Origin of the sequence: Herbaspirillum lusitanum (genome assembly GCF_046025995.1) — a bacterium.
Classification (GTDB): Bacteria; Pseudomonadota; Gammaproteobacteria; order Burkholderiales; family Burkholderiaceae_D; genus Herbaspirillum; species Herbaspirillum lusitanum_A.
The window spans coordinates 217,287-233,674 of the sequence record NZ_JAQQFM010000004.1 but is presented as its reverse complement, the minus strand read 5'-3'; the positions used below and the strand labels follow the sequence as shown (position 1 = coordinate 233,674).

Genomic DNA, 16,388 nt, shown 5'->3' with positions numbered 1-16,388 from the left:
TCAATGGTCGTGGCGAGGGCCATCAATGCGAGGCCGAATGAAGTCAGGGCGCCAAGTCAGCGTCCGTGTTTCAACAGCGTTTCGCCGCGTTGCGAAGCCGGCTTTTGCAACGGCCTTGGCACCAGACTGCTGAGCCCATCGACAAAGGATGCGATGCCGGTGCCTTTGACCAGCACGCAAGGCTTGCCCAGTTTCTTGCAGGTAGTCTTCACCAGGTGATAAGCGTTGTGGCTGATGTTGCCGGAGGCGCAGATCACCACGTCGGCGGCGCTCAGCATCGGCATCAGGCGATGCAGATTGTCTTCGCGTCCGCCGTCGTGATGCACGAAGCGGCCTTCGCGTGTTTCGATCTCGGCGCGATAGTGATTGCGGGCGCCGGTCAGTCCGCCCACACACAGCACGCAGCGGTCACGCAGCGAAAATACGCTGTCGTCGACTTCTGTGTTTGCATTGGCGACGGCGAGCGTGGCGGCCTGATGTCGGCCGGCTTTGAGGGATGCTGGTTTGCTGACTCCGCGATGCATGGTGTGCCTGAAAGAATCTCGAATGATTCAAGCCTAAACCGATTGCATGCGGGAATGAAGGAAGTTATCGGCAGCAGCATATGCGGATTTCGCATGAGTGGCGCGGCTGTGCTTCACTGGCCCAGGCCGGGGGCGAGCCCGCCCGGACGGTTGTGCCGCTGCTCGCTGCGAATCGCACGCACGAAATCGGACAGGCGGCGCCCGTTGCGATCGGGATAGTAGCCGCTGCCGCTCATCTGCTGCACGCGGTCGAGACGGAAGGAACGGAAATCTTCGCGTTCCTCGCACCACGCCGCGAGCATCCAGAGTCCGCCCCAGAACGACAGCGCCAGCGGCCACACCAGCCGCTGCGAGACGCGTTGTTGCGCATCGCTGTAATGCAGCATCAGTTTGTGGCGGCTGTTGATGGCCTGACGCAGGGTTTCCAGTCGTTCGCCCTGTTGCGCCTCCATTTGAATGTTGGGAGCAAACAGCGGCGTGGCTTCAACGAATTCGCGTTTGTCCTTGGGCAGCGCCATCACCACCTTGGCTAGCGCGGACGCGGCCGAGGCGCTCAGTTGCGGGCCGCCCCAGGCTTGCACCATGCGCATGCCGATCACCAGTGCGTCGACTTCGTCGGGATTGAACATCAGCGGCGGCAGATCGTAACCGGGCTTGATGCGATAGCCGACGCCGGCTTCGCCATCCACCGGCACGCCTGACAATGAGAGGTCGCGGATATCGCGATAAATGGTGCGCTCGGAAACCGCCAGCCATTCGGATAATTGTTTCGCGGTAGTGAGCCTGCGCCCGCGCAGGTATTGCGTGATCTGGAACAGACGGTCGGCTCTGCGCATGGGAAATTTGCTGCCTCTGGCGGGCAGCTGAATGGTTGTGAATGGGCGCCATTCTGGCACGCTTGCAGACCGCTTGTCATAGCTATCGATGGTGCTGTGCAGCGAGATAGGGGGGGGAATGCAGAGGCCGATGCGGCGACGATTCTGCAGAGTCGCCGCCGCATCCATGCTGTCAGTCAAATGTCAGCTTGGGTGTCAATTCGTTGCGTGCAGGCCGATGCGGTTGCCCTCGGTATCGAGCACGTGAGCGATGACACCGAGATCGCGCGGCAGCGTGAACTTGTCCAGCACGATCTTGCCGCCGGCTGCGGCAACGCGGTCCAGCACGATTTGCAGGGAAGCGCCGGCATCGAGATAGTTGATGGTGCCGGCCGAAGTCGGCTCCATGTTGTCGCCCTTCATCAGGCAGCCGACGCCTTCGCCCTTGGGATCGCAGAAAATCGCCAGCGTGCCGGAGCCCATGTTTTCTTCTTTCAGTTTCGTCGTGAACAGGGTTTCATAGAAGCGTGTGGCGCGCGCCATGTCGGTGACGGGAATTTCGAACCAGTTGATACGTGTGTGCATGCTGCTCTCCTTGTATGTGCATATGCCGGGCTGGCATGGGAGACATCATGCGACAGGGCTCCTGACACCGTTGTGTCAGGAGCCCTGGAGAAGAGATGAAATCAGGAGGAAAAAGTGCTGCTGCGGCTCGGCGTGCTCAGCGCGCTTAGCGCGCGATAGCGGCGGCGTTGTCTCCGGCAGCGCTGGTGGATCCTGCAGCAGCTTCCTGCCGTTCCAGCTTTTCTGCATAGCGGCGCGCCATGACCGCGCACAGCATCAGCTGCATCTGGTGAAAGATCATGATCGGCAGCAGCACCACGCCGCTGCCCGAGAACAGCACCGAGGCAATCGGAATGCCGGAGGCCAGCGACTTCTTCGAGCCGCAGAACACCAGCACGATTTCATCGGCACGCGGCATGCCCATGGCGCGTGCGCCGAAGGTGGTGATCAGCATTACGGTGCCCAGCAGGCAGGCATTGACGAACACCAGCAAGGCCAGTTGCGCGGGCGGGAACAGATGCCACACGCCTTGCGCCACGGCGGCGCTGAAGGCGGCATACACCGCCAGCAGAATACCGCCGCGGTCGACTACCGCCAGCAGGCCGCGATGGCGTCCCACCCATTCGCCTATCCAGCGGCGCAGCACATTGCCCAGCACGAAGGGCAGCAGCAATTGCAGCAGGATGTTGAGCACTTCGCTGATGCCGCCCGCTTCATGATGGCGATGCAGCAGCAGCGTCACCAGCAGCGGCGTCACCACGATGCCCAGCAGATTGGAGGCGGTGGCGCCGCAGATGGCGGCCGGTACATTGCCGCGCGCAATCGAGGTGAAAGCGATCGAGGATTGCACGGTGGAGGACAAGGTACAGACGAACAGCACGCCCAGCCACAACTGCGGTGTCAGCAGATTCGGGAACAGCGCCTTGAAGCCCAGACCCAGCAGCGGGAACAGCACGAAAGTACAGCACAGCGTCAGGATGTGCAGCCTGGGTTGCTTGAGGCCGGACATCGCAGCTTCGCGCGACAGGCGTGCGCCGTGCAGGAAGAACAGCAGCGAGATCGCCACATTGCTGGCGATATGCATGAAGGATTCGAAGCTGCCGGTGGCTGGAAACAGGCTGGCCAGCAGCACCGTGCCCAGCAGCATTTGGGTAAAGCGATCGGGTAAAAAGCGTTTCATGTGGTTTCCCCTTCTGGTCTGGCGTGATGCGCGCAGTATTGATGATCTTGAACATGGCGCGATGCCATGGATGGCTGAATGATAGAAAAAACCACGATCAACGGGAACCCCTCTGATAGTATTGACTGTCATCGCTTATTCCGATGACAATGGCTGCATGCTCAATCCAGTCTGGCTTCACACTTTCAGCACCGCCGCAGTCTCCACCAGTTTCACCGAGGCGGGGCGCCAGCTCGGGCTGACGCAATCCTCGGTCAGCGACCACATCCGCCGGCTGGAAGAAAGCGTCGGCCGCCGCCTGTTCATTCGCGATACCCATTCGCTGGCGCTGACCGTCGATGGCGAAAGCCTGCTGATCCATGCCCGACTGATTCTGGAGGCGCACGCGCGCGCCGAGGCCCAGTTCAAGGCCGCGCGCCTGCGCGGGCGCGTGCGTTTCGGCACTTCCGACGACCTCGCCATGGGGCCGTTGCCCGACATGCTGGCGGCCTTCCGCAGCCAGCATCCCGAGGTGGAGCTGGAAATCACCATCGGCCTCACCAATGACCTCTATGAGTTGCTGGAGCAGGGCAAGCTGGATTTGCTGGTCGGCAAGCGCCGCAGCGGCGAACAGCGCGGTCAGAGCATGTTCAGCACGCCCATGCAATGGCTGACGCGGCCTGAGACCCAGGTCGACCTCAGTCAGCCGTTGCCGCTGATCCTGCTGCCGGAGCCCAGCATCACCCGCGCTGCTACTTTGCAGACGCTGGTCAAGTCCGGCCATCAATGGCGCATCGTCTGCACCAGCGGCAGCCACGCCGGCTGCATGGCGGCAGCGCGCGGCGGCCTTGGCCTCAGCCCCTTGCCGCAGCATCTGGCCTCGCGCGATCTGATGCAGCCGCTCAACCACGCCAGCCTGCCGAGGCTGCCCGATATCGAATACGTGGCGCTGACCGCCCGGCGACTGAGCCGGCCGGCGGAAACCCTGTTCCAGATCCTGATGTCGGGCAAGCTGAATCGCTGATGCAGGACGGCGTAAGCAGGATGCCGTTGTCGTCGCAGCGGCTTATCATTTGCATCATGCAGTTGAGCTCGAAAGGACAATAACGATGAACAAGGACAGCTTGCCGGTGCTGCCCAGACCGTTTCCGGTCAAGCGCGAACATGTGGGGCGCAGCGTGCGGCTGGCGCCGCTGAGCGCATTGCATGTACCGGACTTGTGGCAGGCCATGCAGGGAGCGGAGCACACCTGGCGGCATCTCAGATATGGCCCGTTCAGCGATATCGACGCCTTGCGCGACAATTTGCTGGAACTGGAAGCCCGAGCCTTGCAACCCTTCTGGGCCGTGATCGACAGCCGTGACGGGCTTGCCAAAGGCTGGCTCTCGCTATGCGACGTCTATCCGAGCGATGCCGCCATAGAAATCGGCAGCATCTGGTTTTCACCGGCGCTGCAGCGCACGCGGGCCTCCACCGAAGCGGTATTTCTGCTGATGCAGCATGTGTTCGACGAACTGCTTTATCAACGTCTGGTGTGGCGCTGTCTGGAAGGCAATGAGCCGTCGCGGCTGGCTGCCGAACGTTATGGATTCAGTTATGAAGGACGCTGGCGCGATGGCTTCGTCATCAAAGGCGTGCAGCGCAATGTGCTGTGGCATTCCATGCTGGCGCCGGAGTGGCCGCGTCACGCGACTGCGCTGCGGCGATGGCTGGCCGACAGCAACTTCGATGAACAAGGGAGGGCGCTGGAGCGCTTGCAGACCATTCGGAAATCAACAGAACCTCAAGATGGACATTCGTGAATTCAAAAAATCAGACTACGACGCGGCCTATGCGCTATGGACGGCCACTGCCGGCCTGGGCCTGAGCGAGGCCGACTCGCGCGAAAATATCGGCTTGTTCCTCGAACGCAATGCGGGGCTGAGCTTGGTCGCATGCGAAAACCAGACGCTGGCCGCCACCATCCTGTGCGGCCACGACGGCCGGCGCGGCATGATTTACCACCTCGCCGTAGCCCCGGCGCACCAGCGGCAGGGACTCGGCAAACTGCTGGCGACCCGTGCGCTCGACGGACTGTCCGCCGCCGGTATTGGCCGCTGCCACATGCTGGTGTATCAGGATAACGACGACGCGCGCTTGTTCTGGCAAAAGGTGGGCGCATACCGGCGCATGGAACTGGCGTTGATGTCGGTCAGTTTGCCGCTCAGCGTCGCTGAGGCGGCTGAACCTTAATGCTCAGGCCTGGGCGGATGCCTCCGAACGCTGCTTACTGTGCCAGCAATTGCCGCACATGTTGCTCGATGAACGCACGGTCGTCCGGCTGGTTGACCGGATTGCCGGCGCGATGGCCCCAGATCGAGGGAATGGGCGCCAGCGTCGCATGGCGCAGATGCTTCATCTCGGCCGCATTGTCGGCCACCTGAAAATACAGATCGTGATCGCCCGGCATCAACAGCACGCGGGCGCTGATCGCGCTCAGTGCATAGTCCAGTCTGCCGTGATAACGCTCATTGGCACTGATGTCGCCGTTGCTCCAGGTCCAGAATTGCGCCAGCAGATCGGAAGGGTCACGGCGTGAGAAATTGGTTTCCCAGAAGGTCACCAGATAATCTTCCAGCGAAGTCGCACCCAACTGACGCCAGGTTTCTTCGCGGTAGAAGGTCTGTGACAAAGCCCAGCCGGCATACACGCGGCCCATGGCGCGGTAGCCGCGCACCGGCTTGTCGGTAAAGATCCCATCTATCCATGCCGGGTCGGCGGTCAATGCGCTGCCGGCGCCGTCCAGAAATACCTTGTTGTGCGGCGCGCAACGCGCTGCGCCACACACCACCGCAATGCGCTCGATGAAGTCGGGAAACACGGCGGCCCAGTGATAGGCCTGCATGCCGCCCATCGACCAGCCATACACCATGGCGATCTTGCTCACGCCCCATAGTTCTTCAATCATCCTGCGCTGGACTTGTACCGTGTCGTACAGGGTGACATGCGGATAACGGTCACCCTGATCCGGCCAGAGGGTGTTGGAGGGTGAACTGGACAGGCCGTTGCCGAACAGGTTAAGGATCACGATGAAGTACTTCCCGGGATCCAGCGCAGCGCCTGGCTGCACCATGAATTCAATGTCCGAATGCCGCGCCGAATACGAGGTCGGATACAGAATCATGTTGTCGCGCGCAGCATTCAGCGTGCCGAAGGTCTTGTAGCTGATCTTCATCTTGCGGAAGGTGCGCCCCGATTGCAGCGGGACGTTGCCGGCTTCATAAATCTGATGATCCTGCTCAGCGGGCTGCGGGTGTTGATATGGGCTCATGTATTTTTCTCTTGCCGGGGTTTGATTTATGCCGAAGTCACCGCTGCCGTCGCTGTAGCCGGTTCAGCGTGGCGCAGCGGCGGCGCCATCGTATGCCAGTGGCTGGCGCTCTGAAATGCGGCGCCAATCCGATACAGCAGACTCTCGCCGAACGGCCGCGCCAGTAATTGCATGCCGCAGGGCATGCCGTTGTAGGTAAAGCCGGCCGGCAGCGCCAAGGCCGGCAAGCCCAGCATGTTGGCGGGGCGCACCAGGCGCGTCATTTCTTCCAGGATGTTGGCCATCGCAGCACCGCCCGTCACATCGACCTGTGACAGCCGTGGTGCCGGGAAGGACAGCATGGGGGCCAGCAAGGCATCGCAGCGCGAAAAAACGCTGGCGCAAAACTCGCGCAGCGCGATGCCGCGGTAACGTTGCGCGTTCAGGTAATCGCGTTCGTTGATGGCCAGCGCCGATTGCAGCCGGCCGCGCGTCTGCGCGCTGTATTCGTGGTGGCGCTCGCGCATCTGCTCGCCATGCAGGCTGACGACGTCGCCCCAGGTGAGCAGCACGCCGGCGGCATTGATCGCATCCAGATCGGGCATGGCCACCGGCACGACCTGGGCGCCGAGGCTGGCCAGTTGACGCGCCATTTCATTCCAGCGCTGTGCTACTTCGGCATTGAGCTGGCGGTCAAAGTAGCCGACCGGCAGGCCGATGCGCAGGCCCGTCAGATCGCCGCTGGTTCCCTGTTCGGCTGCCCTGATGTAGGCATGCGTGTGGGCAGGCAGCAGATCGTCCATGCCAGCCATGACCGCCAGCATCAGCGCATTGTCTTGCACTGTGCGAGTCAGCGGGCCGATGGCGTCCAGTGAAGCGGAGAGCGGCATACAGCCGTTCACGGGAATCAGGCCGTGGGTGGTTTTCATGCCGGTGACGCCGCACAGATGGGCCGGCATGCGCACCGAGCCGGCGGTGTCCGAACCGAGCGCGCCGAACACGGTGCGGGTAACGGTGGCGATGCCGGGGCCGGATGAAGAGCCGCCTGGAATGTAGTCCGGGTTCCAGGGATTGAGGGCATCACCCAGCGTGGCATTCTGGCCGCTCGGACCATAGGCGAACTCCGTCATGTGCAGCGTGCCGATCTGGATCGCGCCGGCGCGGTCGAGCCGTTCCAGCACGGTCGCCGTGACCGGAGCCACCCAGTTTTTGCGCAGGCCCGAGCCGCAGGTCGATACTTCGCCCTGGCGATAAAACATGTCTTTGTGTGCCAATGGCACGCCATGCAAGGGACCGCGCAATTCGGCGCCGCTGCTCAGGGCATCGCAGCGTTGAGCGGCGGCCATGGCCTGCTCCTCATCGATACGGATGAAGGCCTTGAAACGAGCTTGCAGCGCATGGGCGCGATCCAGTGCCGCACGCGTGAGTTCGACCGAGGAAATGCTTTTGTCGCGGATGGCTTGCGCGGCTTGCACCAGCGTCATGTCCAGACAATCGGCGGGCAGACTGGTATTGGTTGCTGTGTTCATACGCCTTCCCGCAAGTCTTCCTGCACATTTTCCTGTGGCTGATAGCGGCAGGCCTGCAGGCTTGCTTCGAAGCCGGGGCCATCGTCGAAACCGAGTGTGGCGGAACGATAGAATGCGGAGACGCGCAGGTTGCCGGCTTCTGCCACCTGTTGCGCCTTGTCGGCGCTCATCGGCCAGCCATACAACCGGGCCTTGCGTTCGATGTCGGCGCCGCAGAGCGCGTTGCCGTTGGTGTTTTCAAGTTCGATATGCACCGCAGTGTCGCGATCTGAATCTGTTGGCATGGCGATCCTTTCATGAAGCAGGGTAAAGAGAGCGGCAATGGCAAGTATGCGATGCTGGTCTCAGTGATTGACGCGGTGCGCCGCTGTCTGAGCGTTCGCATTGGCATCAACATCAGTATCAAGAGTAGCCGAACCGGCGTCTTTCCGTTGGCGCGCATGCAGAATCAGGTCGGCAGCCTTCTCCGCAATCATCATGGTGGCGGCGCAGGTGTTTGCTGAAGGCTGGGCCGGCATCACCGAAGCATCAACCACCCGCAGGCCGTGCAGGCCATGCACTTTCAACTCATGATCAACTACCGCCATGGGGTCCGAGGCCGGGCCCATCTTGGCCGTGCCGCAGATGTGGCAGGCCGATACGCCATAGCGCGAGGCGAATGCCAGCAAGGCTTCATCGCTGGTGACTTGTGCGCCGGGCAGCGTCTCTTCCACGAAGAAATTGTTCAGCTCAGGCGTGCGCAACAGCGTGCGCGCCTTGCGCATGCCTTCCAGCAGCACCTTGCGGTCATGCGGATGCTCCAGATAATTGGGCTGCACGATGGGATCCTGCAGCGGGTCTGCCGAGCGCGCATGGACGAAGCCGCTGCTCAGCGGCTGATGATCCCAGACTCCGACCGTCATGCCGGGGAAACCATCCAGCAGGCCCAGATAGCCTTCCTTGTAGCTGGCCGGCGAGAACACGCCTTGCAGATTAGCGCGCGGCTGCTGCTCGTTCGAGCGCGTGAACCAATGCACCAGCGACGGACTGACCGACAGCAGACTCGGACGTCCGGCCAGCCAGCGTAGCACCTGTCCGAACAGGCCGAAGCCGCGCGCCATCTCATTGATGGTCTTGCTGTTCCTGACGCGCGCTACCAGCCGCACCGAGAAATGATCTTTCAGATTGGCGCCGACGCCCGGCAATTCATGTTGCAGCGGAATGCCCAATGCTTGCAGCAAGGGCGCCGGGCCGATGCCGGACAATTGCAGCAGCTTGGGGGTATTGATGGCGCCGCCGCAGACGATCACTTCGCGTCGCGCAAACACCTGCTGCGGCTGCGCCAGATCGCGCTGGACCACATAGCGCACGCCGACCGCCTGCTTGCCTTTCAGGATCAGCGCAGTGCTCTGCGAGTCAGTCCGGATCTCCAGATTCCGGCGCGCGCGTATCGGCTTGAGAAAGGCTTGCGCCGTGCTGACCCGCCAGCGGCCTTTGATGGTGCGCTGGAAATACCCCACACCTTCCTGCTGCGCGCCGTTGTAATCCTCATTGCGGCGGATGCCGGCATTTGCCGCACCTTGGATGAAGGCCTCGCAGATGGGATGTATCCATTTCAAGGCCGACACGGCCAGTGGCCCCTGGCGGCCGTGATAGCGCGCGTCGCCGATGCTGCTTTGTTCGCTGCGCTTGAAGTAGGGCAGTACCTCTGCATAGCTCCAGCCGGGATTGCCGGCGGCGGCCCAGCCGTCGTAGTCCGCCGCCTGGCCGCGGTTGTAGATCATGCCGTTGATGGCGGTGGTGCCGCCCAGCGTGCGGCCTTGTGGCAGCGGCACGCGGCGCCCTGCGGTGTACGTGCCGGGCTCGGTGGTGATCGGCCACACAAAGGACTTGTTGGAAATGATCTTGATGAAGCCGGCCGGTATGCGCAGAAAGGGATGCCAATCGCGCGGGCCGGCTTCCAGCAGGCAGACCGACACTGTCGGATCGGCACTAAGCCGGTTGGCCAGAATCGCACCGGCGGCGCCGGCGCCGACGATCACGTAGTCGAAACTATCGCCACTGTCTTGCTGGGCGGCCGTGCCTGCGCCGCCGGAATTGCTGTTGCTTGATTTCATGCTGTGTCCTTGGGGCGCGGCGGGGTACTCGCTGTGCGGGTTCGCCCTGCCGGCCCTTGTTGTTTCAGAGGCTGACGTTGTGTCCGGTCATGGCGGAGTGAGCCGCCGTCTGAACCGCCGTCGGATGCCAGTTCTTGCCGGGGATGGCGGCGATTAATCTCTTGGTGTAGTCGTGCGTGGGCTGATCGAGGATCTGTGCCGGCGGCCCGTATTCGGCAATGCGGCCCTTGTGCATGACGGCGATCTGATGGCAGATCTGCGATGCCACGCGCAGGTCGTGCGTGATGAAAATCATCGCCAGATTCAGGCGCTGTTGCAGTTCCTGCAGCAGGCGCAGCACCTGCGCCTGCACCGAGACGTCGAGCGCCGATACCGACTCATCAGCGACCAGAACTTTCGGTTCCAGCGCCAGTGCGCGGGCGATGCCGATGCGTTGTCGCTGGCCGCCCGAAAATTCATTCGGATAGCGCTCAAAGGCTGATTCATCCAGCTCCACCAGCCGCAGCAATTCTCTGGCGCGGGCGGCGGCGGTGGCGTAATCGACGCCGTTGGCCACCGGGCCGTCGGTGATGATCTGGCCGACCTTGTGACGCGGATTGAGCGAGGCGAACGGGTCCTGAAAAATCATTTGCAGTTGCTGTCGCAGCGGACGTACTTCGGCTTGCGACATCGGCGCGATGTCTTGCCCGTTGAACCAGATCTGGCCGCCGTCGATATCGATCAGTTTGAGCAGACATTTGCCGATGGTTGATTTTCCGGAGCCTGATTCGCCGACGATGCCCAGCGTCTGCCCGCGCTGCACCGCGAAGCTGACGCCGTCGACCGCATGCACCACGCGCTTCTTGATCAGCAGGCCGCGCGCGGTGACATAGGTCTTGCGCAGATCGACCACTTTCAACACTGCCTCAGATGGATCTTCTGCGCCGACGGCTGCGGCGCGGCCGTCCGGCACGGCGGCAATCAATCGCTGCGTGTAAGGATGGGTCGGGCGATTGAGTACCTCGTCGGCTACGCCTTGTTCCACCAGACGGCCTTTTTGCATCACGGCCACGCGGTCGGCAATATCGGCCACCACGCCGAAATCGTGGGTGATGAACATGACACCCATGCCCATCGATTTCTGTATGCGTTTGATCAGCGCCAGAATCTGCGCCTGCGTGGTGACGTCGAGCGCAGTGGTCGGCTCGTCGGCGATCAGCAGCGAAGGTTCCAGGGCCAAGGCCATGGCGATCATCACGCGCTGGCGCTGGCCGCCCGACAGGCGGAACGGATAGGCATTGCGCAGACTGGCCGGATCGGGCAGGCCGACGAAATCGAGCATCTCCAGCACGCGGGCCGCGCGCGCTTTGCCGGGGTAGGCGCCGTGCACCGCCATCACTTCGATGATCTGATCGCCTACGCTCATCAGCGGATTCAGGGCCGACATCGGTTCCTGAAAGATCATGCCGATATTTTTTCCGCGCAGGCCGAGCAGCGCTTCCTCATTCAAGGTCAGCAAGTCCTGGCCCTGAAACAGAATCTGCCCGGCCTGGGGTTTGAGATAGTGCGGCAGCAAGCCCATGATGGCGTTGGCGCTGATCGATTTTCCCGAACCCGATTCGCCGACGATGCAGACGATCTCGCCGGCATGGATGTCGAAGGAAATGTCTTGCACCGCGAAGGCACGGTCGCCGCTGCGCGGCAGCGCGACCGTGAGATTACGCACGCTCAGCAAGCGCTTGGCATCCTGCTTTGTTGCAGTCTGGATGGCATCCATATCAGGTTCCCCGTTTGTGCAGTTGTGGGTTCATGGCGTCGTTCAGGCCTTCGCCGATGAGATTGATCGCCAGTACCGTGAACAGAATCGCCAGACCCGGCATCACGCTCATCCACGGCGCTTCGCGCAGCATGGTGCGCGAAGCGCCGATCATGAAACCCCAGCTCATCAGATTGCGGTCGCCCAGTCCGAGAAAGGACAGCGCGGACTCGGTCAGGATCGCGGTGGCGATCATCAGCGAGGCGGTGATGATGATGGGTGAAATGGCGTTCGGCAGAATCTGCGTGAAGATGATGCGCATCGGTTTCTGGCCGATGACGATGGCGGCCTGTACGAATTCGCGCTGCTTGAGCGACATGAATTCGCCGCGTACCAGGCGTGCTACCGGCGGCCATGAGACCAGCGCAATCGCGCCGACGATGGAATAGATCGATGGCTTGAAGATCGCCACCAGCACGATCGCCATCGCCAGTTGCGGAATGGTCTGGAAGAACTCGGTGAAGCGCATCAGCACGTCGTCGATCCAGCCGCCGTAAAAGCCGGCCAGCGCGCCGATCAGCACGCCGAAGAACACCGCGACCAGCGTCGAGATCAGGCTGATCAGCAGCGACACGCGAGCGCCGTAAGCCAGGCCGGCGCCGATGTCGCGCCCGAGCATGTCGGTGCCGAGCAGGTAATCGGGATCGGCAAAGGGTTTGAGCAGCGGCGTGGCGACCATCGCCCATGGCGATTCTTCGTACAGGAAAGAGGCCGACAGCGCCAGCAGCAAGACCACCAGCAGGATCAGCAGGCCGGCGACGGCGCCCTTGTTTGAGATGAAACGGACTATGAAGGAACGCATGTCAGGCTCCGGATTCTATGCGTGGATCGATGAAGCGATAAATCAGGTCGGTGAGCAGATTGAAGGCCACCACCATCACCGAAGTGATCAGGAAAACGCCCAGCAGCAACTGATAGTCGCGCTGGTTGAGCGCATCGAACATCAGGCGGCCGATGCCGGGCCAGCCGAACACGGTCTCCGTCAGCACCGCGCCGCCAGCCATCTGGCCGAGCTGGATGCCGGCGAAGGTCACCACGGGCAGCAGTGCATTGCGCAGCACATGGCGCAGGATCACCTGATTGGCCGGCACGCCCTTGGCGCGTGCAGTCTTGACGAAGTCCATGCCGATCACTTCCAGCATGGAGCCGCGCGTCAGGCGCGCATACATGGCCATGAAGAAGCAGCCCAGCGAGATGCTCGGCAGGACCAGGTGCTGGGCAACGTCGGAGACATGGGCCCAGCCGGTCAGCCCCGCGCCGACTGATTCCATGCCGAAGGCCGGCAACCAGCCCAGCGTGACCGAGAAGAAAATGATCGCCATCAGCGACAGCCAGAACAGCGGCGTCGCATACAGCACCAGAGAACCGGCCATAATCAGGCTGTCGATCCAGGTGCGGCGGTTGGTGTAGCGGCTGCGGGCGGACAGCACGCCGAGCAGTACGCCGAGAATGATGGAAAACACGAAGGCGCAGACCATCAGCAACAGCGTGGCCGGCAGTCGCTCCAGGATGAGGTCCAGTACCGGCAGCTTGTTGCGATAGGAATAGCCGAGATCGAACTGCAGCACGCCTTTGAGGTAGTGCCCGAGCTGCACGATCAGCGGCTGATCAAAACCGAATTGCTCGCGCATCTGGGCGACATAGCTGGGATCGGAAGAGCCGGCTTCACCGGCCATGATCGACGCCGGGTCGCCCGGCGCCAGCCGGATCAGCAGAAAATTGACGGTGACGACACCGAGAATGACGACCAGGGCTTTGCCGAGTCGCGAAATCAGGAAGGATATGAGTTTCAAGATGCACCACCTTTGTGGCCGATGGCCGGCTGGCAATTTCTGCTTCCGACCCTGATCCGTCGTGGCAGAAGATCGCGCAGCCGGCGCGGCTTTACGTTTGCTTCGATTGCGCTTTGATTGCCTGTTGCGAATGACCGCTCGCGCATTACTTCTCTCGCTTTACTTCTCTCGCATTACTTCTCTATGTACACCTTGTCGAACGAAGCATTCAGCCCGATACCGGAAGTGATCAGGTTCTTCACGTTCTTGCGGAAGAAGCTGACGTTTTTGATTTCGAACAGATAGCCGTTGGCGACTTCATCCACCAGGATGTATTGCGCCTGCGAGTAAAGCTTCTGGCGTTCGGCCGGCGTGTTGGCCGAGGAAGCCTTGTTCAGCAACTCATCCACCTTGGGATTGCTGTAGCCCTCGTTGTTGACGAAGGGCGAGCCCTTGACGATGTTGGACGAGAGGAACAGACGCGAGACGCCGATGGCCGGATCGCCGAACTGGTCGGTGAAGTGGAAGGTCAGGTCGAAGTCGAAGTTGGCCACGCGCGATGCCCAGCTGCCGGCATCGGCCGATTCGATTTCTACCTTGAAGCCGATCTGTTCCAGACTTTGCCGGGTGTATTCGCCCAGACGATCCCAGGCCGAACCGTAGGGGTAAGAGAGCAGCTTGATCGGTGTGGCAGCCAAATCGACGCCGGATTCCTTGATCAGTGCGCGCGCCTTCTTCAGATTGAAGTCGTAGACCGGCACATTGCTGTCATAGAACATGGTGCTCGACGAAATGGGGCCGGTCGCAACCTTGCCGATACCGAAGAAGATGTTGTCGACGATGAACTTGCGGTTCAGCGCATGCATCACGGCCTGACGCACCTTGATGTTGTTGAAGGGCGGCTTGCGCTCGTTCATCACCAGCGAAGTCATCGGCGAAAACATTTCTGCGCCTTGATTGGTGTTCTCGACATTCGGCAGCGCTTGCAGACGTTTCACATCGACGTAATCGATGTCGCCGCCGCGCAGTACTTGCACGTCGCCCTTTTCAAATGCCAGCGCGCGTGAAGCCGCATCCGGGATGACCTGGAACACGATGCCGTCCAGGTAAGGCAGGCCCTTCTTCCAGTAGTTGGGGTTGCGCACCAGCGTGATGTTGGAGCCTTTCTTCCATTCCTTGAACATGAAGGGGCCGGTGCCGATCGGATGCTGATTGGCCGGATTGCTCTTGAAGTCGGTGCCTTCATAGATGTGCTTGGGCATGACCGTCATGTTGTCGGCGCCGAACAGCGACAGGAAGGGTGCAAACTTTTCCTTCAGCTTGAACACCACCTTCAGGTCGTTCGGCGCGGTCACCGATTCCAGATACTTGTTGATCACCACGCGCACACGCGGATGGGTTTCGCGCAGGAACTTGTCGACGCTGAAGACTACGTCGGCGGCCGTAAATGGCTTGCCGTCGTGCCAGGTCACGCCGCTTTGCAGATCGAAGGTGTAGGTCAGACCGTCGTCGGAGACCTTCCACGATTTCGCCAGCGAAGGCATGGGCTTGAGATCTTGCGAATAGGTCAGCAGGCTTTCATAGATCTTGCCGCCCACGTATTGGGTCGGCGATTGCTGGTTCAGGCCCAGCACCAGTAACGGCGGTTCCGGCTGCACCACGGCGAACAGGGTGCCGCCCTTGGTCTGCGCCACGGCGGGCAAGGGCGCCAGAACGGCGGCGAGAGTGGCGATGGCGGCGAGCCCGGCCAGATGCTTTCCAATTGGTGATTTCATGTTTTCCCTTAGTGTTGAGTAATGCACTGCCTGCGTCACATTTGCTGCTGATGGGTTTGCTGCTGTTACTGTTTTGCTGAACCTGCGCTTGTTGAACTGCATTTGCTGCCTGTTTTCTTGCTTGCGCTTCTGCGTGTTTCCCTGCTTTTGGGTGTCTCTTTATGTGCTTGCCGCCTGTGCTGACGGACGGCTGCCGTTCAATTCGATTCCACAAAAATCACCACAATGGCCCAGTGGTTGGACCAATTTAATCAAAATGGAACAATGAAAGTTCCATCCTCCCGCTACACCAGATGCGGGTAAAAATCCTCGCCCAGACGATGCTGAGAGCCCATGAAGTGCTCGCGCATGGCAGCGCGGGCGGCCTCCGGATCGCGTCGCAGAATGGCTTCGATCAGGGCGTCGTGTTCGGTCGCCGCCAGATGCCAGACTTCGGGCTTCATCACCAGATGCTGCTCCAGCTTGTAGAAAATCGCGCTGTTGTCATGCAATTCCCACAGGTTGGCCACCGTAATCGCCAGCGCCGCATTGCCGCTGGCGGCGGCCACCGCAACGTGAAAATCGCGATTGGCCTGGCGCTGTTCTTCGCCCTGGCGGATGCCGGCCGCGGCCGAAATGATCGCCGCCAATTGCATCGGCGTGGCGTGCTGAGCCGCCAGCGCGGCGCATTCGGGCTCCACCATCAGATGCACCGCGATCAATTCGAACGGCCCGATATCGCTCAGCAGATCGGTGGTGGCCTGATCTTCTGCCGGCGTCACGGCACGCGTCTTCTTGCTTTCATTGGCGGAAGCCATCACGAACACGCCGCTGCCGACCCGCACTTCAACAAAGCCTTCCAGCTCCAGCGCAATCAGTGCTTCGCGCACCGAAGTGCGGCTGACTTGCAGCGATTCGGCCAGATCGCGCTCCGAGGGCAAGCGGCTGCCGGGCTCGAATTCGCCCGAGCGGATACGGCCGGCGATCTGATCGGCGATCATGCGGTACAAACGGGTGACGCTGACGGGTTCTAGCGATTTCATCTTGATTAAGTATGTCCGGCTATCCAGTGGCTGGACCAGCTGGGTCAG

The 16,388-nt window shown here is 61.4% G+C and carries 16 protein-coding genes; 3 read left to right on the top strand and 13 right to left on the bottom strand.

The annotated features are described in order from the left end of the window. Positions 1 to 56: 56 nt before the first annotated feature. The 4 genes from PQR62_RS09680 to PQR62_RS09665 form a co-directional block, all read right to left on the bottom strand. Positions 57 to 524, bottom strand: coding sequence for a DUF2325 domain-containing protein (locus PQR62_RS09680; protein WP_408157278.1), 468 nt, complete (start codon positions 522 to 524; stop codon positions 57 to 59). 113 nt (positions 525 to 637) lie between these two features. Next, positions 638 to 1,360 (bottom strand): helix-turn-helix transcriptional regulator, encoded by a 723-nt coding sequence (locus tag PQR62_RS09675; protein ID WP_408157276.1) that lies wholly within the window; start codon positions 1,358 to 1,360, stop codon positions 638 to 640. Between the two features lie 195 nt (positions 1,361 to 1,555). Then, the gene (locus PQR62_RS09670) at positions 1,556 to 1,924 is read right to left on the bottom strand and encodes a VOC family protein (protein ID WP_408157274.1); all 369 of its coding nucleotides are present in this window, start codon (positions 1,922 to 1,924) and stop codon (positions 1,556 to 1,558) included. Between the two features lie 145 nt (positions 1,925 to 2,069). After that, entirely contained in the window at positions 2,070 to 3,083 is a 1,014-nt protein-coding gene (locus PQR62_RS09665; protein WP_408157272.1) for a bile acid:sodium symporter family protein, read from the bottom strand. A gap of 157 nt (positions 3,084 to 3,240) precedes the next feature. On the opposite strand from PQR62_RS09665, the gene PQR62_RS09660 reads away from it, so the two are divergent. The 3 genes from PQR62_RS09660 to PQR62_RS09650 all read left to right on the top strand — a co-directional run bounded on the left by PQR62_RS09660 (position 3,241) and on the right by PQR62_RS09650 (position 5,294). Next, positions 3,241 to 4,086, top strand: coding sequence for a LysR family transcriptional regulator (locus PQR62_RS09660; RefSeq protein ID WP_408157270.1), 846 nt, complete (start codon positions 3,241 to 3,243; stop codon positions 4,084 to 4,086). Between the two features lie 85 nt (positions 4,087 to 4,171). Next, the gene (locus PQR62_RS09655) at positions 4,172 to 4,864 is read left to right on the top strand and encodes a GNAT family N-acetyltransferase (protein ID WP_408157268.1); all 693 of its coding nucleotides are present in this window, start codon (positions 4,172 to 4,174) and stop codon (positions 4,862 to 4,864) included. After that, on the top strand, positions 4,851 to 5,294 hold the full coding sequence (locus PQR62_RS09650) for a GNAT family N-acetyltransferase (RefSeq protein WP_408157266.1): 444 nt from the start codon (positions 4,851 to 4,853) through the stop codon (positions 5,292 to 5,294). Before PQR62_RS09655 ends, PQR62_RS09650 begins: the two co-directional genes overlap by 14 nt. 34 nt (positions 5,295 to 5,328) lie before the next feature. Here PQR62_RS09650 and PQR62_RS09645 read toward each other — a convergent pair whose 3' ends face one another. The 9 genes from PQR62_RS09645 to PQR62_RS09605 form a co-directional block, all read right to left on the bottom strand. Then, positions 5,329 to 6,372: an alpha/beta fold hydrolase gene (locus PQR62_RS09645; RefSeq protein ID WP_408157264.1), complete on the bottom strand. Its 1,044-nt coding sequence runs from the start codon at positions 6,370 to 6,372 to the stop codon at positions 5,329 to 5,331. 26 nt (positions 6,373 to 6,398) lie between these two features. Further along, positions 6,399 to 7,880 (bottom strand): amidase, encoded by a 1,482-nt coding sequence (locus PQR62_RS09640; protein WP_408157262.1) that lies wholly within the window; start codon positions 7,878 to 7,880, stop codon positions 6,399 to 6,401. Next, positions 7,877 to 8,164, bottom strand: coding sequence for a hypothetical protein (locus PQR62_RS09635; RefSeq protein WP_408157260.1), 288 nt, complete (start codon positions 8,162 to 8,164; stop codon positions 7,877 to 7,879). The genes PQR62_RS09640 and PQR62_RS09635 overlap by 4 nt, the downstream gene beginning before the upstream one ends. Positions 8,165 to 8,224: 60 nt before the next feature. Next, positions 8,225 to 9,976, bottom strand: a complete 1,752-nt coding sequence (locus PQR62_RS09630) for a GMC family oxidoreductase (RefSeq protein WP_408157258.1) — start codon at positions 9,974 to 9,976, stop codon at positions 8,225 to 8,227. A 64-nt stretch (positions 9,977 to 10,040) separates the two neighbouring features. Then, positions 10,041 to 11,732: an ABC transporter ATP-binding protein gene (locus PQR62_RS09625; protein WP_408157256.1), complete on the bottom strand. Its 1,692-nt coding sequence runs from the start codon at positions 11,730 to 11,732 to the stop codon at positions 10,041 to 10,043. A 1-nt stretch (position 11,733) separates the two neighbouring features. Further along, complete coding sequence (locus PQR62_RS09620; protein ID WP_408157254.1) at positions 11,734 to 12,573, bottom strand: ABC transporter permease; 840 nt, start codon at positions 12,571 to 12,573, stop codon at positions 11,734 to 11,736. Between the two features lies 1 nt (position 12,574). Continuing rightward, complete coding sequence (locus PQR62_RS09615) at positions 12,575 to 13,564, bottom strand: ABC transporter permease (protein WP_408157252.1); 990 nt, start codon at positions 13,562 to 13,564, stop codon at positions 12,575 to 12,577. Positions 13,565 to 13,737: 173 nt separating this feature from the next. Further along, positions 13,738 to 15,318, bottom strand: coding sequence for an ABC transporter substrate-binding protein (locus PQR62_RS09610; RefSeq protein WP_408157250.1), 1,581 nt, complete (start codon positions 15,316 to 15,318; stop codon positions 13,738 to 13,740). A gap of 284 nt (positions 15,319 to 15,602) precedes the next feature. Continuing rightward, positions 15,603 to 16,340: a FadR/GntR family transcriptional regulator gene (locus PQR62_RS09605; RefSeq protein ID WP_408157248.1), complete on the bottom strand. Its 738-nt coding sequence runs from the start codon at positions 16,338 to 16,340 to the stop codon at positions 15,603 to 15,605. Between the last annotated feature and the right edge of the window lie 48 nt (positions 16,341 to 16,388).